Raw genomic sequence first — 24,946 nt, 5'->3', positions numbered from 1 at the left:
GAGGGACACTCTTGCGAACATTTTCCTTACTTAAGGGACAGCCAGTTTTTGATACGAAAAAAGGGACGAAAATCGGCGAAATTTGTGACCTTTGTATTTCCAAGGACGGAGTCGTCAAAGGCCTGCTGATGAAGAAAGGCGTTTTCTTCAAACAAACTTACTTTTTGGATATTCAAAAGGTAGCTTCCTTCGGCTGGGATGGGGTCATGATCGAGGATGAAGGGCAATTGGAAAAACTGAAAGAAAGTCCGGAATATACATTAATTCATCAGCATTCGCTTGATGGGATGATGATGCTGACGAGTAGCGGCGAGTCGCTCGGATTGTTAAAAGATGTATATTTTCAGGAAGAATTGGGCACAATCGTAGGGTACGAAATTACGGATGGCTTCTTTTCGGATATTGCAGAAGGGAAACAAATCATCCAATCTGAGAAGCCCTTAACGATTGGAAAGGACGCCATTATCGTAGACGTTAATCAAACGTGAGGTGTCTTTTCATGCTTAAGTGTCCAAATTGCGCCAGCAAGGATATTGGAAAAATCGGCATTAATCAATATTATTGCTGGAACTGTTTTATCGAATTGTCCCTATCCAAAGGCATCATAAATACCCATCAGGTTGAGGAAGACGGAACGCTGAGTTCATTGGATGATTTGTTTGAAGAAGAATTGCGTCGTTACACTCTTTAAAATAGAAAAGCGGAAGCGCCTTCGGAACAAGCACAGCTTGTTCCTGCGATGATTATTCTAGGGAGATTTCCTTAGTGGTCAGGGGCGACAAGCATAAGACGAGCCGGCCAGAAGGCTGTTTTTTAGCCTTCTTGACGGATTGGCTTATGACCTCGAGCTCCTAGGCGCTGGAGCTGGACAATAATAATTAGAGGTGAACGTAATGAACAAATTGATGACGTCGGTGATTGCTTTTGGTGCCGGAATGGCAGCCTATAATGTAGCCCAAAGAAATAATGTAATGACTGGCCGCCAAATGCGAAAAATGCAAAGGAAAATTAAACGAGCGATTTTTTAATGAATGAGTCCCCCTCTGAATTGAGGGGGATTTTTAGCTAATGGGAATATTTCCACATGCGGTCTCCAAAAATAACGGTAAGGAGGCATTCTAGTGGACATTCGCATGAAATGGTTTTACCGAATCGGCTTTTTGCTTCTGTTACTGATTGCGATTTACGTGTTTTTAAAAATTCGCTCTGTCTGGGTGCCTATTGTCAGAGTGGCCGCAATCATTGCTATGCCCTTTGTCATTTCCGGGTTTATTACTTATTTGCTCCATCCCATTATCGAAAAATTGCATGAAAAAGGGCTCCATCGCGGCCTTGCCATTATCCTGATCTACGTCGTTTTTTTTGGCGGCATCGGCCTTGCCCTTTATAAAGGGATTCCTGCAATCATTGATCAGCTTAAGGATTTGTCAGAGAGTGCTCCCGTTTTTGCCGAGCAATATCGCACCTATGTTGGGGAGCTGCAATCACATACAAGAGAGTGGCCGGATGGGCTGCAAACGAGGATAAATGATGGAATTGATGCCTTTGAACAAAGGCTCGATTCGCTCTTGACCATTCTTGTTGGGATTTTAATTAAATTCTTTAATTCAGCGTTAATTTTAATGATTATCCCTTTTATCACTTTTTATATGCTGAAGGACTTTAAGTTGATCAGAAGGACGGTTTGGTATCTTACTCCAAAACAGTGGCGGAAGAAAGGGACACAGTTTTTGCATGATGTTGATGAATCACTGGGCGGCTATATCAGGGGCCAGTTGCTCGTTTGTACAATTATCGGAACGGTTTCGACCATACTGTTCTGGGCTTTTGACTTAAGATACCCATTGCTATTAGGGCTGATTGTTGGTGCCACTAATGTCATTCCGTATTTCGGCCCGTTTATCGGGGCTGTTCCTGCAGTGATTATTGCCGCAACTACCTCTATGAAGCTTGTCATCATTACTTTGGTAATTGTATTTGGCCTGCAATTCCTCGAGGGGAATGTCTTGTCACCCTATATTGTCGGGAAGAGCCTTCATATGCATCCGCTAATGATTATGGCCGCCCTTACTGCGGGGGGAGAAATTGGCGGGATTCTTGGATTGATTTTGGCGGTACCGGTTCTTGCTGTCCTTAAAGTCGGGATTATTCACGCAAAACATCATTTCATGACCACACGAACTGAACCGAATTCGCAGTGATTTGACAAACCCGTGGCGGGTAGATATAATTCGTCATATAATAGGATCAACATGGAGAAGGATCGAGTATGTTATAGTCCATCTGTAACGCATTTGCGTGGAAGAGAGGAGTCTCCCCGGCTGAAAGGGACTCCAGATGAAGGATGACAGAACGCTAATCCGGAGTGCAGCTAATCCCTGCCGTCTAGCCGCGTTAAGGCAACATTTGAGAGATGGGTACGGTTTTTTGTATCCATAATCAGGGTGGTACCGCGAGGCAAGCTCTCGTCCCTGCTATAGGGATGAGGGCTTTTTTGTATTCTTTTTTTCGGTAAAGGGGCGGAGCGCCGCATAGAGTTTTCGCTTGATACAGGTTGAGTGGAAAATACAAATTTTTCCACCGGAAGCAGAATAGCGAAGCTCTGCTCACACCGCCTTTTTCAAGTAGTTATTTGTATTTTATTAATTTAAGGAGGCTAAATCAGTATGAAAAACTTAACAGGTGCAGAAATCCGAAAAATGTTCTTGCAGTTTTTTAGCGAGGAAAAAGGACACCATATTGAACCAAGTGCATCGCTGGTTCCGCACGACGATCCCTCATTGTTATGGATCAACAGCGGTGTGGCAACATTAAAGAAATACTTTGATGGCCGGGTTGTGCCGGAAAATCCAAGAATCACCAATGCCCAAAAATCCATCCGCACCAACGATATTGAGAATGTCGGAAAAACGGCGCGCCATCACACCTTCTTTGAAATGTTGGGCAACTTCTCGATAGGTGAGTATTTCAAGGAAGAAGCGATTGAGTGGGCATGGGAATTTTTGACCGATGAAAAATGGATTGGCTTTGAAAAGGAAAAATTATCGGTGACGATTCACCCAGAAGATGATGAAGCTCATGAAATTTGGAACAAAAAGATTGGCATTCCTGAGGAACGGATTATCCGCCTCGAAGGAAACTTCTGGGATATCGGTGAAGGCCCTAGCGGCCCTAACACGGAAATATTCTATGACCGCGGTCCGGAGTATGGCGACGACCCGAACGATCCGGAATTATATCCTGGAGGTGAAAACGAGCGCTATCTTGAGATTTGGAACCTTGTATTCTCTCAGTTTAATCATAATCCTGACGGCACGTACACACCGCTGCCAAAGAAAAATATCGATACTGGGATGGGGCTGGAACGGATGACATCCGTTGTTCAAAACGTTCCAACCAATTTTGATACTGATTTGTTTATTCCAATCATACGCGCAACTGAGGAAATTTCAGGAGAAAAATATGGAATCGATAAAGAGAAGGATGTTGCGTTTAAAGTCATTGCCGACCATATTCGTACGGTGGCCTTTGCAATTGGCGACGGAGCTCTGCCGTCAAACGAGGGCCGCGGCTATGTGCTAAGACGCCTGCTGCGCCGAGCTGTCCGCTATGCAAAGCAAATCAACATCAACCGCCCATTTATGTATGAACTTGTTCCGGTTGTCGGCGAAATCATGCATGATTTCTATCCGGAGGTAAAGGATAAAACTGAATTTATCCAAAAAGTCATCAAAAATGAGGAAGAGCGTTTCTATGAAACGCTTCACGAAGGCTTGGCCATCCTGGCAAGCGTTATGAAGAAGGCCAAAGACACAGGTAGCGATACGATCTCCGGGGAAGATGTTTTCCGTTTGTATGACACCTTCGGATTCCCGGTTGAGCTAACCGAGGAATATGCCGAGGAAGCAGGTCTAAAAATTGATCATGACGGCTTTGAGGATGAAATGGAAGTGCAGCGTGAACGAGCCCGGGCTGCCCGACATGATGAAAACTCCATGCATGTCCAAGGCGGCGTGCTGCGCGATATTACTTCTGAAAGCAAGTTTGTCGGTTATGATGAGCTGAAAACCAATTCCACCGTGCTTGCGATTATTAAAAATGGCGAGCTTGCCGATCAGGCTGAAACTGGAGAAGAGGTCCAACTGATTCTTGACATGACGCCATTTTATGCTGAAAGCGGCGGACAAATCGCTGACCGAGGTGTGATCGCAGGGGACGGAGTGACAGTGGCGGTTAAAGATGTGCAAAAGGCACCAAATGGACAGAACCTCCATCAAGTGGTTGTTGAATCCGGAACGCTAAAAACCAACCAGCAGGTAGCTGCTGAGGTAGACGGTGCCAATCGTGTCAAAATCATTAAAAATCATACGGCCACCCACCTGCTGCACCGCGCATTAAAGGATGTATTGGGCGAGCATGTCAATCAGGCCGGTTCACTAGTTGAACCTGATCGTCTGCGCTTTGACTTTTCCCACTTTGGCCAGGTGAAGCCGGAGGAGCTTGAACAAGTAGAAAAAATCGTCAATGAGAAGATTTGGAATAGCATGGAAGTCGATATCAGCCTGAAACCAATTTCCGAAGCCAAGTCAATGGGTGCGATGGCCCTGTTTGGCGAAAAATATGGGGATATTGTGCGCGTTGTGAAAGTGGGCGATTACAGCCTTGAGCTTTGCGGTGGCTGCCATGTGCCGAACACTTCAGTCATCGGCTTATTTAAAATCGTTTCCGAGGGCGGTATCGGCGCCGGCACAAGACGAATTGAGGCCGTTACAGGCGAATCTGCTTACAGAGTATTAAATGAGCAGGTAGGATTGTTAAAAGATGCAGCAGATAAGCTGAAAACCAGTCCTAAAGAAGTTGGCGGCCGGATCGACACCTTGCTCGCGGAACTTAAGCATCTGCAGCGGGAAAACGAATCCTTGGCGGCCAAGCTTGGGAATATTGAAGCCGGCAGCCTTGTATCAAAAGCGAAGGAAGTAGACGGGGTGACCGTATTGTCGGCGAAGGTTCAAGCAGCTGACATGAATAACTTAAGGAACATGGCAGATGACTTGAAACAAAAGCTTGGCTCAGCTGTCATTGTGCTTGGCAGTGCCCTTGATGGAAAGGTTAATTTGATTGCGGCCGTAACCAAAGATTTAAATGATAAAGGGTATCATGCCGGAAAGTTAATTAAAGAGGTTGCGACTAGATGCGGAGGCGGCGGAGGCGGCCGTCCGGATATGGCTCAAGCAGGTGGAAAGGACCCGGAAAAACTCGATTCTGCTCTGCAATTTGTCGAGGAATGGGTAAAATCGGTTTGATAAAAGGACAAAGTAGTGTAAAATATAGGTAACTATTCCAATTCGAGGTGCACTTTCATGAGCTCTTTTGATAAAACGATGCGATTTAATTTTCCCGAAGAGCCGTTTGAACATGATGTGAACGATGTTCTTTTGCAGGTCTATGAGGCATTAAAGGAAAAAGGCTACAATCCAATTAATCAAATTGTCGGATATTTGCTATCCGGTGACCCGGCTTACATTCCGCGCCACCGCGATGCCCGCAATATTATCCGCAAACTTGAACGGGATGAGATTATTGAGGAGTTAGTGAAATCCTATTTAAAACAGCAGCGAGAGGGTTAAGGCATGCGCATAATGGGTTTAGATGTCGGCTCCAAAACGGTCGGGGTAGCTCTAAGTGATGAACTAGGCTGGACCGCACAGGGGCTGAAAACCCTCAAAATCAATGAGGACAAGCAGGAGTTTGGTTTTGAGGAAATTGGGCAATTAATAGAAGAGTATCAAGTTAGTACAGTAGTGATAGGCCTGCCGAAAAATATGAACGGCACGATTGGTCCGCGCGGAGAAGCAAGTAAGCGGTTTGCAGACGAAGTGGAACAAAGGTTTAATGTTCCAACCGTTTTATGGGATGAGCGCTTGACGACCATGGCGGCCGAACGCGTTCTGCTTGAAGCGGATGTCAGCAGGAAAAAACGGAAAAAGGTCATCGATAAAATGGCCGCATCCATGATTCTCCAGGGCTATCTTGATAGCAAAAAATAATGAGGTGAAGAAATGACACACGAACACGATCACAACCACGAAGAAGAGCAATATATAACATTAGTTAATGAAGATGGCGATGAAGAATTATTTGAAATCCTGTTTACTTTTGATTCGGAAGAGTTCGAAAAGTCCTATGTATTATGTTATCCGGTCGGAGATGGCGAGGATGAAGAAGAAGTCATCGTACATGCCTATGCCTATACGCCTGCAGAAGACGGCAGCATTGGTGAGTTAATGCCAGTTACAACTGATGAAGAGTGGGACATCATTGAAGAGGTTTATAATACGTTTACTTTGGATGATGAAGAATAAAATGAACGAAGGGCCAGCAGACCAACTGCTGGTTTTTTTTTGGGCAAATCATGACAAAATCAATGTTAAATTGACATTTTCCTTCCTATATGCTGAAATAATTACGATGTCTAATTTTTTGCAACTGCAATAATAATTTTATAGAAAAATAACTTATGGGCACGACTGATGGCGGCGAGGGAGGTTGGTTATGACTAAGGATAAAAAAGACATTATTCGGCAAAAAATGCTGGAGCATCAAAGTGAGGCAAGGGTTGTCCGCAGGATTGTCCTAATTGTTACGGTATTGCTTCTTGTCCTGATTGGAATTATTGGCGGAGGAGGATATCTTTACATACAATCGGCACTTAAGCCTATGGATCCCGGCAGCAAGGTACAGAAAAAGGTGGAAATTCCAATTGGCTCATCTGTAACCGGAATAGCACAGCGACTGGAGAGCAATGGAATTATCAAAGATGCAAAAGTGTTTAAATATTATGTTAAGCTCAAGAATGAAGGTGGCTTTATGGCCGGGGAGTATCAGTTAAGCCCGTCCATGGATGTTCAGGAAATCGTCGGCCGCTTGAAAACGGGCAAGGTGCTTGCTGAGGCCACCTTCAAAATTACCATACCTGAAGGGAAGCAGCTAAAAGAAATTGCGTCGATTATGGCGCAGGCCACTAAACAAAATGAAGCAGATGTGTTCAATAAGCTGAATGATAAGGAATACGTCAAAACGCTCATTGCCAAATATCCTGATATTTTAACTGATGATGTTTTAAATCCAGCGGTCATGTATCCGCTAGAAGGCTATTTATTCCCGGCAACCTACCCATTTTATAAAACGAATCCATCGGTAGAGGAAATGGTTGAAGCCATGCTGAATAAATCACGGGATGTTCTGGGGAATTACTCCGAGGTTGGGAAAGAAAAAAATCTGACGATCCATCAAATGTTAACGATGGCCTCCTTGATTGAAGAGGAAGCAACAGAAAAAGCCGACCGAAAAAAGATATCAAGTGTGTTTTATAACCGGATGGACAAGGGTATGATGCTCCAGACAGACCCAACAGTGTTATATGCTCAGGGCAGACACAAGGAAAGGGTCGTTTATAAGGATTTGGAAGTAAATTCTCCATACAATACCTATAAACATACCGGACTGCCTCCTGGTCCGATTGCTAATGCAGGCAAGACATCGATTGAGGCGGCTTTGGACCCGGAAAAAACGGACTTTTATTATTTCCTGGCCACTTCGGAAGGCGAAATTATTTTTACGAAAACATTAGATGAACATAACAACGAAAAAGCCAAGCATATTACCAATAAAAAATAATCAATCTCTCGGGGGAAATGGTCGCATTTCCCCGTTATTTGTGATAGAATAATTCAGGTGTTTAATAAGGAATTTATAGCGTAACTCACAGAAAGGACTCTTTGTGGTATCTTGCCGAAGGCGGACAGGCATTTGGTTTGCTGCAACGACAATATCTGTGGACGCTATTTTTTATGTCTAAAGACCCTGAATTTGGCAACAATGCTTTTAAAAAGGATAGAGGTGAAGCAGCTTGTTAAATGAGAAGCTGCATTCTTATATAGACGACCTTATCGGTGAGCGCAATCCATTGCTGATGGAGATGGAAGCTTATGCAAAAGAGCATGAGGTCCCGATTATGGAACTTGTCGGGATTGAAACGATGCTCCAGCTGCTCCGGCTTCATCGATCCGGAAAAATTCTCGAGGTCGGCACGGCGATTGGGTACTCTGCCTTACGGATGGCAGTTGCCCTTCCTGAGGCGAAAATTATTACTATTGAGCGGGACGAGGAACGAATTCAACTTGCGAAAGCATTCATTGGCCGTTCCGGGCATGAGCGGAGAATTACTCTGATTGAAGGCGATGCCCTTGAGGTTGAAAAACAGGTAAGCGATTATGCCCCATTTGACGCGATTTTTATCGATGCAGCCAAGGGACAATACCAAAAATTCTTTGAACTTTACTCAAGTTATCTAAATGAGGATGGCATGATTATAACGGATAATGTATTGTTTAAAGGTTTAGTGGCCGAATCTGAAATAGAGTCAAAACGCACACGCAATCTCGTAAAAAAAATAGATGGTTTTAATCGCTGGTTAATGAATCATCATGATTACGATTCTGTTATTCTTCCTGTCGGGGACGGGGTCGCCATTAGTAAAAGAAGAGGTGAGAGGAAATGAAGAAACCTGAATTATTAGTTACTCCTATCACTGTAGATGATATTCTGCCGCTCGCCGAGGCGGGGGCAGATGCGTTTGTTGTAGGAGAGCAGCGCTATGGGTTAAGGCTTGCGGGGGAATTTAACCGCGAGCAAGTTCAAAAAGCGATCGAACTGGCCCATTCCAAAGGGAAAAAAGTGTATGTAGCCATGAACGCCATTTTTCATAATGAAAAACTTGCTGAATTGAACGATTATATTCGCTTTGCGGCTGACGCTAAGGCTGATGGAATTATTTTTGGCGATCCGGCTGTTTTGCTGGCTGTAAGGGAAACGGCTCCTGAGATGAAGCTGCACTGGAGCACCGAAACGACTGGGACTAACTGGTATACATGCAACTATTGGGGCAGAAAAGGGGCAAAACGAGCGGTATTGGCCCGTGAAATCAACATGGACTCCATCGTGGAAATCATGGAACAGGCTGAAGTGGAGATTGAGGTTCAGGTCCATGGCATGAGCTGTATGTTCCAATCCAAGCGGTCGCTTTTGGGCAACTATTTTGAATACCAAGGCAAAGTGATGGAGATTGAGAACCGGAAACAGCAAAAAAATATGTTTCTCCACGATAAAGAACGTGAAAATAAATATCCGATTTTTGAAGATGAAAATGGCACTCATATCATGAGCCCGAATGATATCTGCATTATTGACGAGCTGCAGGACATGCTCGAAGCCGGTGTCGATTCGTTTAAAATCGACGGGATTTTAAAAACGCCGGAATACATTGCCGCTGTCACCAAATTATATCGTGAGGCGATTGATTTATTTGCCGAAGACCCTGATCTCTATGAGGATAAAAAGGACGAACTGCTTGAGGCAATCGAGGAAATCCAGCCCGATAACCGTCCGCTTGATACGGGATTCTTCTTTAAAGAAACAGTTTATTAATTTTTAGAAAGGGAGGCGTTCGATCGTGAATACAGTTAAAGATAAGATTTCTGAGATGATTGATGGAAAACGTGTCATTGTAAAAAAGCCGGAACTCCTAGCTCCTGCAGGAAATCTTGAAAAGCTGAAAATTGCCGTTCAATATGGTGCCGACGCGGTATTCATTGGCGGTCAAGAATATGGTCTCCGCTCAAACGCCGATAATTTTACCTTGGAGGAAATGAAGGAAGGGGTAGAATTCGCGGAAAAATACGGAGCAAAAATATATGTCACAACAAACATATATGCCCACAATGAAAACATTGATGGACTCGATGATTACTTGCTTGGCTTAAAAGAGGCAGGGGTGGCTGGCATAATCGTGGCTGACCCGTTAATTATCGAATCCTGCCGTCGTATCGCACCGGAAATCGAGATTCACTTAAGTACGCAGCAATCCCTTTCCAACTGGAAGGCCGTTCAATTTTGGAAAGAAGAAGGCTTGGAGCGTGTCGTACTTGCTCGTGAGACGAGTGCGGAAGAAATTCGCGAGATGAAGGAAAAGGTTGATATTGAAATCGAAACCTTCATTCACGGAGCGATGTGTATCGCCTATTCAGGCCGCTGCACATTGAGCAATCACATGACAGCCCGGGATTCCAACCGCGGCGGCTGCTGCCAGTCCTGCCGCTGGGATTATGATCTTTACAAGCTTGAAGGGGAGGATGCAGAGACTGCACTATTTGCTGATGACGATGCTCCATTTGCTATGAGCCCGAAGGATCTAAATCTGATTCAATCGATTCCGAAAATGATTGAAATTGGAATTGACAGCTTGAAAATTGAGGGACGGATGAAATCGATTCACTATATCGCGACAGTTGTCAGTGTTTATCGAAAAGTCATTGATGCCTACTGTGCCGATCCCGATAACTTTGTCATCAAGAAAGAGTGGCTCGAGGAACTTGATAAGTGTGCCAATCGGGAAACCGCAACGGCATTTTTCGAAGGTGTACCGGGGTATAAAGAGCAGATGTTTGGTAATCATAGCAAAAAGACAAGCTATGAGTTTGTCGGTCTTGTGTTGGATTATGATAAAGAATCACAAATGGTTACCTTGCAGCAGCGCAATCACTTCAAACCCGGGCAGGAAGTTGAATTTTTTGGACCGGAAATCCAAAACTTTACACATGTGATTGATAAAATTTGGGATGAAAAAGGGAATGAGCTGGATGCTGCGAGACATCCGCTGCAAATTGTACGATTTAAATTGGACAAACCGGTTTATCCTAACAACATGATGCGAAAGGAGAACTAGCAAAATGTATAAACCGGTTGTGATTGGTGTAACCGGCGGTTCAGGCTCGGGAAAAACCAGTGTAACAAAAGCAATCTATGAAAGCTTTAAAAATCGGTCCATTTTAGTGATTGAACAGGACTATTATTATAAGGATCAAAGCCACTTACCATTCGAGGAACGGTTGAAAACGAACTATGATCATCCGCTGGCATTTGACAATGATTTGCTGATTGAACATATTGAGCGTTTGTTGCGATATGAACCAATCGAAAAGCCTGTTTACGATTATGCCCTGCATACACGGTCAGAACAGGTCATAACTGTAGAACCGAAGGATGTTATCATTTTAGAGGGAATTCTGGTGCTTGAGGATGAACGTCTGCGTAATTTAATGGATATTAAATTATTCGTTGATACGGATGCAGATATCCGGATTATGCGCCGCCTGCAGCGCGATATCAAAGAGCGCGGGCGCACTCTTGACTCCGTCATTGATCAATATACAAATGTTGTCCGGCCGATGCATAATCAGTTTATCGAGCCGACAAAGCGTTATGCGGATATTATCATTCCTGAAGGCGGACACAATCATGTGGCAATCGATTTGATGGTAACAAAAATTCAAACAATTCTTGAACAAAAAGCAATTTTATGAAACAATAGCAAATATATATCTAAATTTATTATAATGTCTAGCTGCAGCGCCTAGCCTCTCGAGGTCATAAGCCAATCCGTCATGAAGGTTAAAAAGCAACCTTCTGCCGGCTTGTCTTATGCTTGTCGGGGCTGAGCAAGGCGCTTCCGCTTTTCGATTCGCGCGCCCTTTCAAAGGACGCGCTTGCTATCTTATTTTTTCAAGCATCATAAATACATATATTTCATACACAACACTGGGGTTGTGAAGGACTAGAAGGAGTGAGGGTTTTGGCTACTGAGAAAGTATTTCCAATGACGCAAGCAGGAAAAGAGAAGTTGGAGCAAGAGCTTGAATACTTAAAAACGGTGAAGCGCAAAGAAGTTGTGGAAAGGATTAAAATCGCCAGAAGCTTTGGGGATTTATCGGAGAACTCGGAATATGATTCAGCGAAGGAAGAGCAAGCTTTTGTTGAAGGTAGAATTACAACGTTAGAAAACATGATCCGCAATGCCAAGATTATTAGTGAAAGCGAACTTGCCGGGGATACAGTCTCATTGGGCAGCACAGTCACATTTGTCGAACTTCCCGATGGCGAAGAAGAAACCTATAGCATTGTCGGCAGCGCCGAAGCTGACCCTTTTGAAGGGAAAATTTCCAATGACTCGCCGATTGCCAAAAGTCTGCTTGGCAAAAAAGTCGGCGACCAGGTGTCGGTCCAAACGCCTGGCGGCGAAATGAGCGTACGTATCGTAAGTATTAAGTAAATTAAAGCGCTTTTAATAAAATAAAGTTTGAAAAAACAAAACCTCGTCAACACTTTTGACGAGGTGTTTTTTTATGTGGAGACGAAGAGCGATTGGCTGGCTTATGATTTGCATTATTGGCTTTGCGCTGTTGATTGCCCGATTAATTCAAATTCAATTAGTGGAAACAGAAACGTTTTCAAAGCATAATGTCAATTTGCTTGAGGAAAGTGTTAAACAAAGAACACAAGAGCTGGTGATTGATAACGGGCGTGGAAATTTTCTGGACCGTAATGGCGAAATGCTTACCCATAAAAAAGTCAGCGTGCTTGTTTTGTTTCCTTTTTTAAAAAAAATGGATTGGGAAGCTGACAAAGTTTCCGAAATTACTGGGATTCCTGCCTATTCACTTAAATCGGCTGTGGATAGTGCCAAAAAGCCATTTGCCTACGGCGAACCACATCCACTCGAAATAACGCCTTCGCAAATGCAAAAAATTAATGCGCTAAAGATTCCTGGGGTGTTTGCGATTGAGAAAAAATTTGAACGCTCAGATATTCCTGCCGAACAGCTTTTAGGACTTACTGGTGAAAATCCCAAGCTTTTGAAGGCGCGATACCCTGATAAGGAATTATCGGACAAAACGCTAATCGGAATATCCGGACTTGAAAAAAGCTTTGATGAATTTCTCCTTCCTGAAGGAAAATCAAAACTAGTCTACCATGTCGATGGCGGCGGTGCCCCGTTATTTGGAATCAATGTAAAATATGTTGACCCAGCTAATCCGTTTTATCCCGTCAATATTCGGACAACCATTGATAAAAATATTCAGCAAAAAGCCGAGGAGTTAGCCGAACAGCATAAAATAAAAAAAGGCGGCCTTGTTCTGCTGAATATTGAGGACAACAGTGTATTGGCGCTTGTGTCACGGCCGGAAATCAATAAGAAAAACCCCTATAATGACGAAGGGGTTACCAACTTAATGTTAAAACAGCACATCCTCGGCTCGGTATTTAAAACAGTGGTGGCAGCTGCTGCCATTGAACATAATCTTGACGATCCCAATCGTCTGTTTAATTGCAGCCAGAAAATTAACGGTAAGCCCGAGCTCAAATATGATTATGGAATGTTGAATTTTACTGAAAGCTTTGCTAGAAGCTGCAACCGGACGTTTGGGGAACTTGCAAAGGAATTGCAAAAGCAAGACCCGAATCTGTTGGAGGAATTTGCAACCAAACTGTCACTGATCAGTTCTGTTGGCTGGAATGGCGATATCTATCATACCAGCAATTTCAGACAGTTTGCCGAAGAGGATAAAGGACGCGTTTTTTTATCCGATGAAGCCAGAAAAGATGCCAATTTCGCTGCTATGTCCGGCATTGGACAACACGAGGTTCGGGCCACTCCATTAGCCGTTGCTAATATGATGGCGACGATTGCAAGAGGAGGGCAAAAGGAAATGGTCAGGACGGCTACGAAAATTCAATACAAGAATGGCACGACGATGGTAGAGTTCCCCGAGCAGAGTTTAAAGGGAGACACTATATCGCCCTATACCGCTATGAAGCTGCAAAAGTTGTTAAGGGAAGTCGTCGTCAATCCAAACGGCACCGGAAAATGGTATAAAGACCTTCCTTATGAGGTTGCAGGAAAGTCAGGTACTGCCGAAACAGGAAAAGTTAAGGATGGGAAAAAATTATATAACAAGTGGTTTGCCGGCTACTTTCCATACCAAAATCCCAAATATGCCTTAGTGGCAGTTAATTTGGATGTAACGGAACAGGAAGGCGGGGTTCAGTTGTTATATTCTGACATGGTGAAGCTGCTGTCTGAGCAATAATATATGATGGAGTAACAGTCAAAAGCCGTATTGCAAAGCATGCGGCTTTTTGTGAAAAACAAAATTCCTTCAAGTTATCGGCAAATCATGTTAAAATATTCACAGCCTATTGTTTAGGAGGAGTGGTTGGTTTGCCTAATGAATTTAATCGAAATTCGCGGTCTGATTACCGCGCAAAACGTAAAAAAACAAATCTTGTCTTAAATAGTTTAATCATTCTTGTCCTGGCTTTAATTATCATTGTCGCCTATAACATATTTGTAGGTGGGGATGATGAGAAAGCCTCCACAACGGCGGTAACGCCAAAACAAACAGAGAAGCAAAATGCGGAAAAAGAGAGTAAGCCTAAAGAAGATGCTTCTAAAAAAGAAGCGGAAAAAACAAAAGAAACCGGCGCCAATAAGGATGAATCGAAGGATAAGGCAGTTGAAGAGGAAGAACAGAGCGACGAGGCTTCAACTATTGAAAAACCGGATGATTCCCAGGCGGTTGTCTCAGACGGCGGGAGTTCGTCCAATGTGTTAAAAACGATTGTCAACCCGGCGTGGGAGCCTGTGGGTACTTCACAAACAGGCCAGCATACGCCAGTTTATGATAAGACATCCGTTGATTGGCAGGAAATGCTGAACGCGATTACCTATGCAACCGGATTGGACCCAAGCAACATGACTGTTTACTGGCTTGGCCGCGATAAATCCGCAGCCAATGCTTCCGTTGGCACAGTTGCTTCAAAAGACAAACAGCAAAAATACAATGTTTATATTAAATGGGTTGATGGAAAAGGCTGGATGCCGACAAAAGTGGAAGAAATCGCGGAAATTGTAAAGCCATAAAAAATGTGGGCAAAAAAATGGGATGGGCCTGACTTGGCCCCATCCTATTTTTTTTTGAAATGAACGACAGCCGTGAAATAGGTTTGGCCATTTTCATTTACATGCATCTGATGCGAAACAGAATGTACCCCGAGCAAGATCGCCCGATTCACTTCAATTTGTGATTCAATTTTCTTCTGTAAAGTTTTCAAATCGCCTGCTTCAAAGAATTCTATTTTGTCCTCTATTAACTCAAATTGAAAATTCATTTTTAAAGTCCTCCTTAACTCCATTCTAAATATATTTTTTTCGTACGGCAACGATTAGCCAAGGAAAGACTAGGGGCATTTACCTTTAATCATCCATAGTATACTTGTAGGAAATTGAGAAAGTTTTTGGCAACCCTTCAGCAAAACATGTAAAATGGTGTTTGCGGATACGTTGTAGTAATCTGAGGAAAATTATCATCAGATAATCGTTAAAGCAAAAAATAATGCAGGAAACACAATAGGAGAGAAAAAAATGAAAATCGCGATTATTGGAGCAATGGAAGAAGAAGTGACTTTATTAAGAGAAAATATTCAAGCGCAAACACAGGAGGAAGTGGCAGGCTGCGAATTTACATTTGGCAAAATGCACGACACGGACGTAATTTTACTTCGATCAGGAATCGGCAAGGTCAATGCGGCAATGTCCTCCACCATCCTGCTTGAAAAATATAAGCCAGATTGCATTATTAACACAGGTTCGGCAGGTGGATTAAATCCTGACCTGAATGTAGGGGATACCGTCATATCGACCGAGGTGCGCCATCATGATGTTGATGTAACCGCGTTTAATTATGAATATGGCCAAGTGCCGCAGCTGCCGGCCGCATTTCTTGCTGATGAAAAATTAATGGCCATTGCCGAATCGGCGGCAAAAGAGATAGAAAACTTTCAGATTGTCAGAGGCTTAATTGCTACAGGTGACTCGTTTATGGAAGATGCGGAACGGGTTGAGTTTATCCGCGGTAAATTTAATAATCTACAGGCAGTAGAAATGGAAGCGGCCGCAATTGCCCAGGTTGCTTTCCGGTTTGGCGTTCCATTTGTGATCATTCGTTCGCTGTCTGATATTGCCGGAAAAGAATCGGAAATATCATTTGATCAGTTTATTGATAAAGCCGCTACCAATTCGGCAACGCTTGTTATGAAGATGGTGGAGGCGCTAAAAAACTCCTAGGAGAGGAATTATGAAGGTTTATCAGAACGTCCATGAATTGATTGGGCATACACCAGTGGTTGAAATTACACAGTTTTCTTTGCCTGAAGGCGTTCGTCTATTTGCGAAGCTTGAATTCATGAATCCCGGAGGAAGCGTTAAGGACCGGCTCGGGATGGAGTTGTTAAACGAGGCGTTTTCAAGCGGCAAGTTGCGTCCGGGAGGGACGATCATTGAGCCGACCGCCGGGAATACGGGAATTGGGTTGGCTCTTGCCGCCATCAATAAAGGAATTAAGGTTATTTTTTGTGTGCCGGAAAAATTCAGCACTGAAAAGCAGGAAATCATGAAGGCGTTAGGAGCCACAATTGTTCAAACCCCGACGGAAGCGGGAATCAAGGGGGCAATTGCCAAAGCAGAGGAGCTGCTTAAACAAATCTCGGGCTCCTATTGTCCGCAGCAATTTGCCAATCCCGCCAACCCCGCGACTTATTACAAAACTCTGGGCCCCGAGCTATGGAAGCAGCTGGACGGCGAGATTGATATCTTTGTCGCCGGCGCGGGTTCGGGAGGCACGTTTATGGGCACTGCCCGGTATTTAAAGGAACAGAAACCGGATATAAAAACGGTGATTGTCGAACCGGAGGGGTCAATTTTAAATGGAGGAGAACCTGGTCCGCATAAGGCGGAAGGGATTGGAATGGAGTTTTTGCCTCCGTTTATGGATCCCGATTATTTTGATGCCATTCACACGGTTTCCGATGTTGATGCTTTTGCCTATGTAAAAGATTTGGCGGCTAAAGAAGGGTTGCTTGTGGGTAGTTCATCAGGGGCTGTTTTTTATGCTGCCTTGGAAGAAGCTAAGGCGGCTGAAGCAGGAACCAATATCGTGGTCATTTTCCCTGATGGCAGCGAGCGCTATTTAAGCAAAAAGATTTTTGAAGGGGGCATTTGACATGAGAAGAAAAACACAATTAATCCATGGCGGAATTAGCGAAGATCCGGCAACAGGAGCCGTTTCCTTTCCGATTTATCAAGTCAGCACCTATAAGCAGGAGGGAGTTGGCGGACATAAAGGCTTTGAATATTCCCGTACCGGCAATCCGACCAGACATGCGCTGGAGGAACTGATTAAAGATATCGAGGGCGGCAAGGCCGGCTTTGCTTTTGGTTCAGGAATGGCAGCGATTACAGCTGTATTTATGCTGTTTAACAGTGGTGACCATGTTATTTTGACGGATGATGTTTACGGGGGAACTTTCAGAGTGATGACAAAGGTGCTCAACCGGGTTGGGATTGATTCAACCTTTGTGGATACAAGTAATTTGGACAATATTAAGAAAGAAATCAGGCCAAATACAAGGGCGATTTACATTGAAACACCAACCAATCCGCTTCTAAAAATTACTGATATTGCAGCGGCTGCCAGATTGGCCAAGGAGCATAATCTGTTGACGATCGTCGATAACACATTCTCGACCCCATACTGGCAAAATCCAATCGAGCTCGGGGCAGATATGGTCTTGCACAGTGCGACTAAATACATCGGCGGCCATAGTGATGTAGTCGCCGGGCTAGTAGTGGTAAATGATGACAAGCTGGCACAGGACCTGCATTTTGTGCAAAATTCCACAGGCGGGATTTTGGGGCCACAGGATTCCTGGCTGCTGATTAGAGGCATCAAAACATTGGGTGTCCGCATGGAAGAGACCGAGGCGAATACAAAGGCAATTGTGGAATTTCTACAAGGGCACCCTAAGGTGAAAAAAGTATTTTATCCGGGGCTCGAAACCCATTCGGGCCACGAAATTGCTAAGAAGCAGGCTAGGGGCTTTGGCGGTATGGTATCCTTCGATGTCGGCAGCGCCGAAACCGCTGACCAAATCCTGGCCAAGATTAAATACTTCACCCTTGCTGAAAGCCTTGGAGCAGTTGAAAGTTTAATTTCCGTTCCTGCTCGAATGACCCATGCTTCCATTCCCGCCGAAAGAAGAGCAGAACTGGGCATCGGTGACGGACTCATCCGCATCTCCGTAGGACTAGAAGACGTCCAGGATTTAATTGAGGATCTAACGCAAGCACTGGAGTAATGTTGTAAAGGGTGTCAGGCACCATGTGAAATTTTCACATGTGCCTGACACCCATTTTCGTGGCTATTTCAGGGCATTTTAATTAATTTCATAAAAAGTTCACAAAATGGTTTACAAACCACATAGATGTGGATATAATTACCGTAGTAAGTAAATTATTCCAAAAAGGAGGTCGATGAGAATGTTATTGTTTAATGGAATTGTATGTGTTAACAATGTTGCTTGGTCTTCGGGTGTTGGTACAACTGAATATTTTCATCATGCTCATTCGACCGGATTGGAATGGATGTCTTAACTTTTTATTGCCGTACATATCCATGCCGCAGGGAGAATGACGCCTTGTGGCTTTTTTGTGCCTAAAAATAGGCAAATAATACTTGGCCGCAAGGGGTGACTTCTTGCGGCCTTTTTGTGCCCTTTTTACGAGCCAAATGGATATGTCCGGCATAAGGTAATGAGGCTGCTTTAAAATTTGTAAGGAAGACTTCATTAAGGGAGGTGACAAAAATGACCCTAAATATATTGTTCTTATCAATTACAATTAAAAAACGACCTGTAGACCTCGAAGCCGTGGCGCGAGAGGAAATGGTTGAAAAACTGTATCAGGAAACAAAAGACAGGCAAATTTCAGTGCATCATTTGATGTAAATAATATACAAACCAAAAGGAGTTAATAAAATGACACTAAATATTTTCTTTTTTACATTAACAATTAATAAACGCAAGGTAGATTTGAATAAAGAGTCCCGCAATGAATTGGCGCAAAAGCTTTACGAACAAAGCAAGGATCGGCAAATTGCCATGCATCGTCTTATGTAAAACAAATCTATGGGGTTTTTCCAAAGGAAGTGAATTGACATGACCCTAAATATATTTTTCTTAACAATTACAATTACAAAACGTAAAGTAAGCGTTGATGAAGCGATTCAACAAGAAATGGTAAATAAACTTTACGAGCAAAATAAAGATCGCCAAATTTCCATGTACCGAATTATGTAAGTTATCGCCATTTGGCAGATAAGCACGTTAACTGGATACGTGTAAAAACTAATGAAAGAAAGGTGGTAATTAAAATGATTAATTTTTTAATTAAAGGACGAGGTGCAGATTTGTGGGATTCGAAAGATACCACTTAGTCCATGAAAATCGAGGATGGGAGGTAATCAAAAATGCCATTGCATGTTTTACTGTTATCATTGATTTTTAAAAACAAGAAAAAGGACTAAAAATAATATCATAAATCTCTTAGTATGCTAAGAATATCAAAATGTTGTTAACACAATGTTCACATTTCCTTCAGATTGATACTGTGAAAATATGATAAATTGAAATTAAGGTGATCAATCTAAGGGGTGGAGTAAGATGATGTTTATGGTTGCAATGGCTTTCGTTATTACTGGGGCGATTGGCTGCGTTATCTTGGCAGAATTGAGTGTAGAAGTGTAATAAAGAAGCATCGGTCAAATGCGGCCGATGCTTTTTATATTCTCTTATCTTCCTTCTGTCAGTTCCAAAAACTCATCGATATCAGCCAGGCAGATATCAACAGCTTTCTTCCAAAAATCCTTTTTGGTCAAATCAACCTGCAAATGCTTATTGGCAAGGTCTTCGACTGTCATTGAGGCAGTATCCCTCAACAGCGCGATATACTTTTCCTCATAGCCTTTGCCTTCCTGAAGTGCCTGTGCATATATTCCCAGTGAGAATAAATAACCAAACGTATAAGGGAAGTTATAGAAAGGCACCCCTGTAATGAAGAAGTGGAGCTTGGAAGCCCAGAAGAGTGGATGGTATTCATCCAGTGTTTCGCAATACGCTTCCTTTTGTGCATCAAGCATTAATTGATTTAATCTTTCGACCGAAACAGGCCCTTGCCTTCTTTCTTCATAGAAACGTGTTTCAAACAGGAAGCGGGCATGGATATTCATCAGCAGCGCCACTGTCCGCTGAATTTTGTCATCAAGCAGCGCCAGCTTTTCGTCCTCATCTTTTGCATTTTTGACTGATGCATCAGCAACAATCATTTCCGCAAAAGTCGAGGCTGTTTCAGCCACGTTCATCGCGTAATTTCGGTTAAGATGCTGTACTCCTTTCATTGCATACGAATGGAAGCCATGCCCCAGTTCATGTGCCAGTGTAGATACATTGGATGGCGTTCCGGAGTAAGTAATAAAAATCCGCGACTCATCACTTTCTGGGAAAGAAGTACAGAATCCGCCTGGCGCTTTTCCTGGGCGGTCCTCCGCTTCAATCCATTGCTTCTCAAATGCCAATTTTGCGAATGCAGCCATTTTTTCGCCAAACAGAGCAAAGTTTTGTTGGATAAATTCGGCCCCTTCCTGATAGGATACCTTCGTTTCTGTTGTCCCATATGGCGCATCCAGGTCAAACCAGCTTAATTTTTCCAAGCCTAATAACTTTGCTTTACGCTCCAGATATTGAACAAGCTTTTGTTTGTTTTCCGAGATGACGGCCCACATCGTTTCAAGTGTCTCTTTTTTCATGCGATTGATGTCGAGCGGTTCCTTCAATACCTCGTCCCAGCCGCGTTTTTTGTAAACATTCAATCGGAAGCCGGAAAGATGGTTTAATGTCTTTGCGAGAATGTCAGCCTGGTCGCCCCATGCCTTTTCCCAACCTGCAAATACCGTACTGCGTAAGCTTCGGTCGGAGCTTGAAAATTTATTAAAGGCCTGCCCGACGGAAAGCTGTTTTTCTTCGCCGTTTTCCGTTAAGGAGACTTTTATTTTGCTGACGATTAAGTCATATAATTGCCCCCAGCTATGATAGCCGTCCACACCAAGAGCATTAACAAGTGCTTCCTCTTCCTTGGACAGCTTTTCCTTTGCCCGGCTGCGCCGTTCCGTCAAAACAAAGGATAGTTCTTCCAACGGGCCATCTGCCAATAGCTGTTTCCAGACGTTATCATCAATTTTGGTCAGTTGGTTGTCTAATGCTCCAAGCGCTGTCTGGAAGGAAGCGCTTAACCCTGTTACTTGTGCATCAAGGTTATAGGCTTTTTCATCGTGAATATTTTGGGCTTGAAGGCATCCGACAAAGGCTCCAGCTTGGCGAAGTTTTTTTCCTGTTTCCTCAAAATCGAGAAGCAGTTCCTGAAGGTATTTGCCGTCCTCAGGGGAATTGGCAGGAGTCCAATTATTTATCCTTGCTTGAAAAAGTTCGATTAATTTTGCTGTATGGGTTAAGTGCTCCTGTAATTCAGGGGAATCGCTTCCGCCTTTGAAAAACACATCCAGGTTCCACACATCTTTATAGGTTGTGGCTGACATTTTATGTACCCCCTTTATATATGTACTTACTCATTATAAATTTGTTGGCGGAAAATTTCTATAACTTTGAATTTTGCTGAGCAGCACATCATGGTCCCGATTATTTGACAATGTCATAATATCTGAGTTATAAGTGGGATGGATGAGGATTAATAAATTCATTTGAAGATAGAGTTTTAAAAGCATGTTCAGGAGGAGAACGATGAAATCTCGAAAACGCCTAATACTGCCTATTTTAATGGTCATGTTACTTGCCGTTACAGGCTGTACAAGTAATCAGGAGGAGAAAAAAAACTCGAATCCGAAAGATCGGCAGGAAACCAAAAGTACTGACACAATAAAATATGAAGTCACTGAGGCAAAGCCGGTAAAAATAAGCCGTATTTTTGGGGTCGGTTATCCGGGGAATGATCAGGCACTTTATGTTGCATCAAATGCCGGCTTGAAAATGTTTATAGACGGGAAATGGTTTGAGACCACAACGAATAACCATAAATATATGGGTTTCCAGGCTGTGGAATCAGGTTTTATTTCGAGCGGACATCCGCAAAAGGGGGCTGATTTAAAGGATCCTCTAGGCCTGGTAAGGAGTACCGATAAAGGGGAAACGCTTGAAAAATTGGCCTTTTACGGGCAAGCCAATTTTGTTTTTATGGCAGCAGGCTATTCGAATAGCAACCTATATCTGATAAGTGATCAGCAAAAAAATGGCTTAAGCATGGGCGTCAACTATTCCAAGGATAACGGCGAAACTTGGAAAAAAAGTGAGCTTAATGGCTTCAAATCCGATTCACTCGGGATGATTGCGGTCCATCCGGCCTATGGTGATACAATCGCCATGGCAACAAGATCTGGTATTTATTATTCCAATGATAACGGGAATACAATGAAGCTGATTAGTGATCCGGTCATGATAACAGCACTTGCGTTTGCTGGAGATTTGATCATATTTTCAAGTGTGGAAAACGAACAAATTTTGCTGAAGACGCTAAATCCGTCCTCCGGGGAACAAATAAGTCTTAACATTCCATTTCTTGATTATGATAATCCTATTACATACATAACGGTTAATCCAAAAAATCCAATGCAAATCGCTTTTTCCACTTATAAGAATGACCTGTATGAAACAGTGGACGTAGGCAAGTCCTGGGAAAATTTATTAAAAGAAGGCAAAAAAGAGTCGGAGTAAATGTAACTCCGGCCCTTTTTTCATCAACTTTTTTTCTTTCGTTCCTTCTCGGCGCGATAAAATTCATGGAACATTTTCATCAATGCTCGCTTTTCAATTCTTGAAACATAGCTTCTGGAGATTCCCAGCTCTTTGGCGATTTCTCGCTGGGTTTTTTCCTTTTGCAAATCGAGGCCAAAGCGGCCGATAATGACTTCCTTTTCACGGCTGTCGAGAACTTCAATGTATTTTTTGATTTTCTCAAGCTCCATGTTCATTTGTATCGTATCAATCACATCTTCAGATTCCGATTTTAATACATCAATCAACGATATTTCGTTGCCCTCTTTATCCTGGCCAATCGGGTCATGTAGGGAGACATCTTTTTTGGTCTTTTTTAAAGCGCGTAAATGCATGAGGATTTCGTTTTCGATACAACGTGCGGCGTAGGTTGCAAGCTTTGTTCCTTTCCCTTCGGAATAGCTTTCGATTGCTTTTATTAATCCGATTGTTCCAATCGATATTAGATCCTCTGAATCTTCGCCGGTATTTTCGAATTTCTTTACAATGTGGGCAACGAGCCTCAAATTGTGTTCTATCAGCATATTTCGTGCGTGGGAGTCCCCTTCGGCCATTAATCTTAAATATTTTCGTTCATCTGCAGCGGATAGGGGCTGAGGGAAGGCATTATTCTTTACATAGGATACAAGAAATAAAAATTCTTTAAGTAAATAGCCAAGAGCCGTTAAAATTCCAGACATCCATATCCACCCCGTATCTTCTTTGGACTAAAGCCTATTAATAATTCCTATGAAGAAAACGGGAAATTGTGTCTGTCCAGATTATTTAATTTGAAATTAGTGCTATTATAATAATGACCTACTATACCATAAGGCAATAGTAGGTCATTACATTAAAAAATTTATACTTTCGTTAATCTGAACGTACTAACCATTAAGAATGAAAGAATGATGATAATAAATAAGAACGTTTGTGCCGGAAGATAGGGGATGGCCAAAAAGCTTAACGTAGCCAAACAGCCTGCCGCAGTAATCGGCAATCCAGTAAAGAATCCATTGTTTTCAGTAATATTAAATCGTGCCAATCTGAATGCGCCGCAACCGATATAAAATACGGTGAAAAAGGAACCCGGTCCACCGAATTCATGTAAAATTCCCTGATATAACAATAGTGCTGGGGCCACGCCAAATGATATAATATCACTCATGGAATCCAATTGTTTGCCTAACTCAGATTCAATATTAAACTTTCGGGCAATCATGCCGTCAAACCGGTCCGCCAATGCTGCAACAAAAATCAGCAGCAGACTTAATCTCAAATTCCCATGGAGTCCGAATACGATGGCAAAACCGCCTAAAGATAAATTCGTCAGGGTTATGACATTGGCTGTCTGGGACTTTAGTTTCTTAATCGTCTGGTCGATTACATCTAATAAAAACATTTCACTTTTCCACTCCTTTCTTTGGATGGAAGATTAATCCGTGCCATTGTTGTTAACTCTATATTATTTAATTTTACGGGTTTTATGTCTATTCGTAAAGAGTATTTTTACACTATTTGGGGGTAATGCCTTTGTTACAGACAGTTTATCGTCTAATGATTGAATTAACGAATGGCCGATGGACATCGGCTATTTTAAAACGTTTTGCCCAGTCACGTATCAGCCGTTTTGTCGTTCCATCGTTTGCACGAATCTATCAGCTTAATCAGACGGAAATGGAAAAAGGGCTTCACGAGTTCCCCACCCTGCATGCTTTGTTTGTCAGGAATCTCAAAAAGGGCGCAAGGACCATAGACAAAAGCGATGATGCGGTTGTCAGTCCCGTTGATGCGGTACTTGAGGATGTCGGGCCGATTAAGGAAAACAGCGAAATTATCGTCAAAGGCAAAACTTATTCCATAGAGGAAATGCTTGGAGATCGTAATGTGCTGCCAAAATATTTGAATGGTACATACGTCATTTTGTATTTAAGTCCAAGCCACTACCATCGGATTCACAGCCCTGTTAATGGTACAGTTACAAATCAATGGACGCTTGGATCGAAATCCTATCCGGTTAACAAATGGGGATTAAAATATGGGGTACGGACGCTTGCCAAAAATTATCGAGTCATTACAGAGGTTAACACTGAATTTGGACATGTGGCGATTGTCAAGGTTGGCGCCATGTTTGTTAATTCGATTGAAACTGTCCATGAAGGCTCGAATTTAGTAAAAGGCGGGGAGATTGCCTATTTTACTTTTGGGTCAACTGTTGTTTTATTGTTTGAGAAGAATACATTTGAACTCGATTCAAACCTTAAAACACCACAGGAAATGAAGGTTGGCGAAAAGCTTGGGATTTTAAGTAAAAAAAGCAGCGGCGCATGATGGCGCC

28 protein-coding genes are annotated in these 24,946 nt (G+C 42.9%); 24 read left to right on the top strand and 4 right to left on the bottom strand.

All coding sequences use genetic code 11. The features are described from left to right. Positions 1 to 11 precede the first annotated feature (11 nt). The 16 genes from M3234_RS10550 (at position 12) to M3234_RS10475 (ending at position 14,818) form a co-directional block, all read left to right on the top strand. Complete coding sequence (locus tag M3234_RS10550; protein ID WP_262304676.1) at positions 12 to 488, top strand: PRC-barrel domain-containing protein; 477 nt, start codon at positions 12 to 14, stop codon at positions 486 to 488. A gap of 11 nt (positions 489 to 499) precedes the next feature. Continuing rightward, positions 500 to 691 carry a hypothetical protein gene (locus M3234_RS10545; protein WP_262304675.1) on the top strand — a complete coding sequence of 64 codons (192 nt, stop codon included), beginning with the start codon at positions 500 to 502 and terminating at the stop codon, positions 689 to 691. A gap of 202 nt (positions 692 to 893) precedes the next feature. Further along, positions 894 to 1,028, top strand: a complete 135-nt coding sequence (locus M3234_RS10540; protein ID WP_082692938.1) for a YrzQ family protein — start codon at positions 894 to 896, stop codon at positions 1,026 to 1,028. Between the two features lie 93 nt (positions 1,029 to 1,121). Further along, positions 1,122 to 2,201: an AI-2E family transporter gene (locus M3234_RS10535; protein ID WP_262304674.1), complete on the top strand. Its 1,080-nt coding sequence runs from the start codon at positions 1,122 to 1,124 to the stop codon at positions 2,199 to 2,201. Positions 2,202 to 2,666: 465 nt separating this feature from the next. Beyond that, complete coding sequence (gene alaS / locus M3234_RS10530) at positions 2,667 to 5,303, top strand: alanine--tRNA ligase (RefSeq protein WP_262304673.1); 2,637 nt, start codon at positions 2,667 to 2,669, stop codon at positions 5,301 to 5,303. Between the two features lie 57 nt (positions 5,304 to 5,360). After that, entirely contained in the window at positions 5,361 to 5,627 is a 267-nt protein-coding gene (locus tag M3234_RS10525) for an IreB family regulatory phosphoprotein (RefSeq protein WP_262304672.1), read from the top strand. 3 nt (positions 5,628 to 5,630) lie between these two features. Continuing rightward, a complete protein-coding gene (gene ruvX, locus M3234_RS10520) occupies positions 5,631 to 6,047 on the top strand; it encodes a Holliday junction resolvase RuvX (RefSeq protein ID WP_066311824.1) in 417 nt (138 codons plus the stop codon). Positions 6,048 to 6,059: 12 nt separating this feature from the next. After that, positions 6,060 to 6,362, top strand: coding sequence for a DUF1292 domain-containing protein (locus M3234_RS10515; protein ID WP_262304671.1), 303 nt, complete (start codon positions 6,060 to 6,062; stop codon positions 6,360 to 6,362). A gap of 190 nt (positions 6,363 to 6,552) precedes the next feature. After that, complete coding sequence (mltG, locus tag M3234_RS10510; RefSeq protein ID WP_262304670.1) at positions 6,553 to 7,677, top strand: endolytic transglycosylase MltG; 1,125 nt, start codon at positions 6,553 to 6,555, stop codon at positions 7,675 to 7,677. A 232-nt stretch (positions 7,678 to 7,909) separates the two neighbouring features. Then, positions 7,910 to 8,560 (top strand): O-methyltransferase, encoded by a 651-nt coding sequence (locus M3234_RS10505; RefSeq protein ID WP_262304669.1) that lies wholly within the window; start codon positions 7,910 to 7,912, stop codon positions 8,558 to 8,560. Next, positions 8,557 to 9,486 carry a peptidase U32 family protein gene (locus M3234_RS10500; RefSeq protein WP_262304668.1) on the top strand — a complete coding sequence of 310 codons (930 nt, stop codon included), beginning with the start codon at positions 8,557 to 8,559 and terminating at the stop codon, positions 9,484 to 9,486. Before M3234_RS10505 ends, M3234_RS10500 begins: the two co-directional genes overlap by 4 nt. A gap of 55 nt (positions 9,487 to 9,541) precedes the next feature. Further along, a complete protein-coding gene (locus M3234_RS10495; RefSeq protein WP_262304777.1) occupies positions 9,542 to 10,783 on the top strand; it encodes a peptidase U32 family protein in 1,242 nt (413 codons plus the stop codon). A 4-nt stretch (positions 10,784 to 10,787) separates the two neighbouring features. Beyond that, positions 10,788 to 11,420 (top strand): uridine kinase, encoded by a 633-nt coding sequence (gene udk / locus M3234_RS10490; RefSeq protein ID WP_262304667.1) that lies wholly within the window; start codon positions 10,788 to 10,790, stop codon positions 11,418 to 11,420. Positions 11,421 to 11,689: 269 nt separating this feature from the next. After that, complete coding sequence (gene greA / locus M3234_RS10485; RefSeq protein ID WP_066311842.1) at positions 11,690 to 12,166, top strand: transcription elongation factor GreA; 477 nt, start codon at positions 11,690 to 11,692, stop codon at positions 12,164 to 12,166. A 73-nt stretch (positions 12,167 to 12,239) separates the two neighbouring features. Further along, a complete protein-coding gene (locus M3234_RS10480; protein WP_262304666.1) occupies positions 12,240 to 13,985 on the top strand; it encodes a peptidoglycan D,D-transpeptidase FtsI family protein in 1,746 nt (581 codons plus the stop codon). Between the two features lie 122 nt (positions 13,986 to 14,107). Then, positions 14,108 to 14,818: a YrrS family protein gene (locus tag M3234_RS10475; protein ID WP_396953946.1), complete on the top strand. Its 711-nt coding sequence runs from the start codon at positions 14,108 to 14,110 to the stop codon at positions 14,816 to 14,818. Between the two features lie 44 nt (positions 14,819 to 14,862). Here M3234_RS10475 and M3234_RS10470 read toward each other — a convergent pair whose 3' ends face one another. Next, positions 14,863 to 15,066, bottom strand: a complete 204-nt coding sequence (locus M3234_RS10470; protein ID WP_262304664.1) for a YrzA family protein — start codon at positions 15,064 to 15,066, stop codon at positions 14,863 to 14,865. 253 nt (positions 15,067 to 15,319) lie between these two features. Here M3234_RS10470 and mtnN point away from each other — a divergent pair, with 253 nt between their 5' ends. The 6 genes from mtnN (at position 15,320) to M3234_RS10440 (ending at position 19,089) form a co-directional block, all read left to right on the top strand. After that, positions 15,320 to 16,021: a 5'-methylthioadenosine/S-adenosylhomocysteine nucleosidase gene (mtnN, locus tag M3234_RS10465; protein WP_262304663.1), complete on the top strand. Its 702-nt coding sequence runs from the start codon at positions 15,320 to 15,322 to the stop codon at positions 16,019 to 16,021. A gap of 10 nt (positions 16,022 to 16,031) precedes the next feature. Beyond that, positions 16,032 to 16,955, top strand: coding sequence for a PLP-dependent cysteine synthase family protein (locus M3234_RS10460; RefSeq protein WP_262304662.1), 924 nt, complete (start codon positions 16,032 to 16,034; stop codon positions 16,953 to 16,955). 1 nt (position 16,956) lies between these two features. Continuing rightward, entirely contained in the window at positions 16,957 to 18,090 is a 1,134-nt protein-coding gene (locus M3234_RS10455) for a bifunctional cystathionine gamma-lyase/homocysteine desulfhydrase (protein WP_262304661.1), read from the top strand. A 507-nt stretch (positions 18,091 to 18,597) separates the two neighbouring features. Beyond that, positions 18,598 to 18,738, top strand: coding sequence for a YrzI family small protein (locus M3234_RS10450; protein ID WP_262304660.1), 141 nt, complete (start codon positions 18,598 to 18,600; stop codon positions 18,736 to 18,738). Between the two features lie 30 nt (positions 18,739 to 18,768). Beyond that, the gene (locus tag M3234_RS10445; RefSeq protein ID WP_082692941.1) at positions 18,769 to 18,909 is read left to right on the top strand and encodes a YrzI family small protein; all 141 of its coding nucleotides are present in this window, start codon (positions 18,769 to 18,771) and stop codon (positions 18,907 to 18,909) included. Between the two features lie 39 nt (positions 18,910 to 18,948). After that, complete coding sequence (locus M3234_RS10440; protein ID WP_262304659.1) at positions 18,949 to 19,089, top strand: YrzI family small protein; 141 nt, start codon at positions 18,949 to 18,951, stop codon at positions 19,087 to 19,089. Positions 19,090 to 19,580: 491 nt separating this feature from the next. On the opposite strand, the gene M3234_RS10435 is transcribed toward M3234_RS10440, so the two are convergent. Beyond that, a complete protein-coding gene (locus M3234_RS10435) occupies positions 19,581 to 21,380 on the bottom strand; it encodes a M3 family oligoendopeptidase (protein ID WP_262304658.1) in 1,800 nt (599 codons plus the stop codon). Positions 21,381 to 21,582: 202 nt separating this feature from the next. On the opposite strand from M3234_RS10435, the gene M3234_RS10430 reads away from it, so the two are divergent. Next, the gene (locus M3234_RS10430) at positions 21,583 to 22,569 is read left to right on the top strand and encodes a F510_1955 family glycosylhydrolase (RefSeq protein ID WP_262304657.1); all 987 of its coding nucleotides are present in this window, start codon (positions 21,583 to 21,585) and stop codon (positions 22,567 to 22,569) included. Between the two features lie 23 nt (positions 22,570 to 22,592). Here the strand turns inward: M3234_RS10430 and sigK are convergent, their stop codons facing one another. Both sigK and pssA read right to left on the bottom strand, forming a co-directional pair. Then, entirely contained in the window at positions 22,593 to 23,309 is a 717-nt protein-coding gene (sigK, locus tag M3234_RS10425; RefSeq protein ID WP_066311876.1) for an RNA polymerase sporulation sigma factor SigK, read from the bottom strand. Positions 23,310 to 23,470: 161 nt separating this feature from the next. After that, a complete protein-coding gene (gene pssA / locus M3234_RS10420; RefSeq protein ID WP_262304656.1) occupies positions 23,471 to 24,010 on the bottom strand; it encodes a CDP-diacylglycerol--serine O-phosphatidyltransferase in 540 nt (179 codons plus the stop codon). Between the two features lie 131 nt (positions 24,011 to 24,141). Between pssA and M3234_RS10415 the strand changes: the two genes are divergently transcribed. After that, positions 24,142 to 24,939 (top strand): phosphatidylserine decarboxylase, encoded by a 798-nt coding sequence (locus M3234_RS10415; RefSeq protein WP_262304655.1) that lies wholly within the window; start codon positions 24,142 to 24,144, stop codon positions 24,937 to 24,939. Positions 24,940 to 24,946: the final 7 nt, after the last annotated feature.

The organism is Neobacillus niacini (assembly GCF_023715785.1).
Taxonomy (GTDB): Bacteria; Bacillota; Bacilli; order Bacillales; family Cytobacillaceae; genus Neobacillus; species Neobacillus niacini_E.
The sequence above is the reverse complement of the archived record's forward strand: the minus strand, read 5'-3'. Positions and strand labels throughout refer to the sequence as shown.

What these genes read in the sequence shown, in the direction of transcription:
- M3234_RS10545 (WP_262304675.1), top strand. Translation starts at nt 500, where the DNA reads ATGCTTAAGTGTCCAAATTGCGCCAGCAAGGATATTGGAAAAATCGGC.
- M3234_RS10540 (WP_082692938.1), top strand. Translation starts at nt 894, where the DNA reads ATGAACAAATTGATGACGTCGGTGATTGCTTTTGGTGCCGGAATGGCA.
- alaS (WP_262304673.1), top strand. Translation starts at nt 2,667, where the DNA reads ATGAAAAACTTAACAGGTGCAGAAATCCGAAAAATGTTCTTGCAGTTT.
- M3234_RS10525 (WP_262304672.1), top strand. Translation starts at nt 5,361, where the DNA reads ATGAGCTCTTTTGATAAAACGATGCGATTTAATTTTCCCGAAGAGCCG.
- ruvX (WP_066311824.1), top strand. Translation starts at nt 5,631, where the DNA reads ATGCGCATAATGGGTTTAGATGTCGGCTCCAAAACGGTCGGGGTAGCT.
- M3234_RS10515 (WP_262304671.1), top strand. Translation starts at nt 6,060, where the DNA reads ATGACACACGAACACGATCACAACCACGAAGAAGAGCAATATATAACA.
- mltG (WP_262304670.1), top strand. Translation starts at nt 6,553, where the DNA reads ATGACTAAGGATAAAAAAGACATTATTCGGCAAAAAATGCTGGAGCAT.
- M3234_RS10500 (WP_262304668.1), top strand. Translation starts at nt 8,557, where the DNA reads ATGAAGAAACCTGAATTATTAGTTACTCCTATCACTGTAGATGATATT.
- M3234_RS10495 (WP_262304777.1), top strand. Translation starts at nt 9,542, where the DNA reads ATGATTGATGGAAAACGTGTCATTGTAAAAAAGCCGGAACTCCTAGCT.
- udk (WP_262304667.1), top strand. Translation starts at nt 10,788, where the DNA reads ATGTATAAACCGGTTGTGATTGGTGTAACCGGCGGTTCAGGCTCGGGA.
- M3234_RS10480 (WP_262304666.1), top strand. Translation starts at nt 12,240, where the DNA reads ATGTGGAGACGAAGAGCGATTGGCTGGCTTATGATTTGCATTATTGGC.
- M3234_RS10470 (WP_262304664.1), bottom strand. Translation starts at nt 15,066, where the DNA reads ATGAATTTTCAATTTGAGTTAATAGAGGACAAAATAGAATTCTTTGAA.
- mtnN (WP_262304663.1), top strand. Translation starts at nt 15,320, where the DNA reads ATGAAAATCGCGATTATTGGAGCAATGGAAGAAGAAGTGACTTTATTA.
- M3234_RS10460 (WP_262304662.1), top strand. Translation starts at nt 16,032, where the DNA reads ATGAAGGTTTATCAGAACGTCCATGAATTGATTGGGCATACACCAGTG.
- M3234_RS10455 (WP_262304661.1), top strand. Translation starts at nt 16,957, where the DNA reads ATGAGAAGAAAAACACAATTAATCCATGGCGGAATTAGCGAAGATCCG.
- M3234_RS10450 (WP_262304660.1), top strand. Translation starts at nt 18,598, where the DNA reads ATGACCCTAAATATATTGTTCTTATCAATTACAATTAAAAAACGACCT.
- M3234_RS10445 (WP_082692941.1), top strand. Translation starts at nt 18,769, where the DNA reads ATGACACTAAATATTTTCTTTTTTACATTAACAATTAATAAACGCAAG.
- M3234_RS10440 (WP_262304659.1), top strand. Translation starts at nt 18,949, where the DNA reads ATGACCCTAAATATATTTTTCTTAACAATTACAATTACAAAACGTAAA.
- M3234_RS10435 (WP_262304658.1), bottom strand. Translation starts at nt 21,380, where the DNA reads ATGTCAGCCACAACCTATAAAGATGTGTGGAACCTGGATGTGTTTTTC.
- M3234_RS10430 (WP_262304657.1), top strand. Translation starts at nt 21,583, where the DNA reads ATGAAATCTCGAAAACGCCTAATACTGCCTATTTTAATGGTCATGTTA.
- sigK (WP_066311876.1), bottom strand. Translation starts at nt 23,309, where the DNA reads ATGTCTGGAATTTTAACGGCTCTTGGCTATTTACTTAAAGAATTTTTA.
- pssA (WP_262304656.1), bottom strand. Translation starts at nt 24,010, where the DNA reads ATGTTTTTATTAGATGTAATCGACCAGACGATTAAGAAACTAAAGTCC.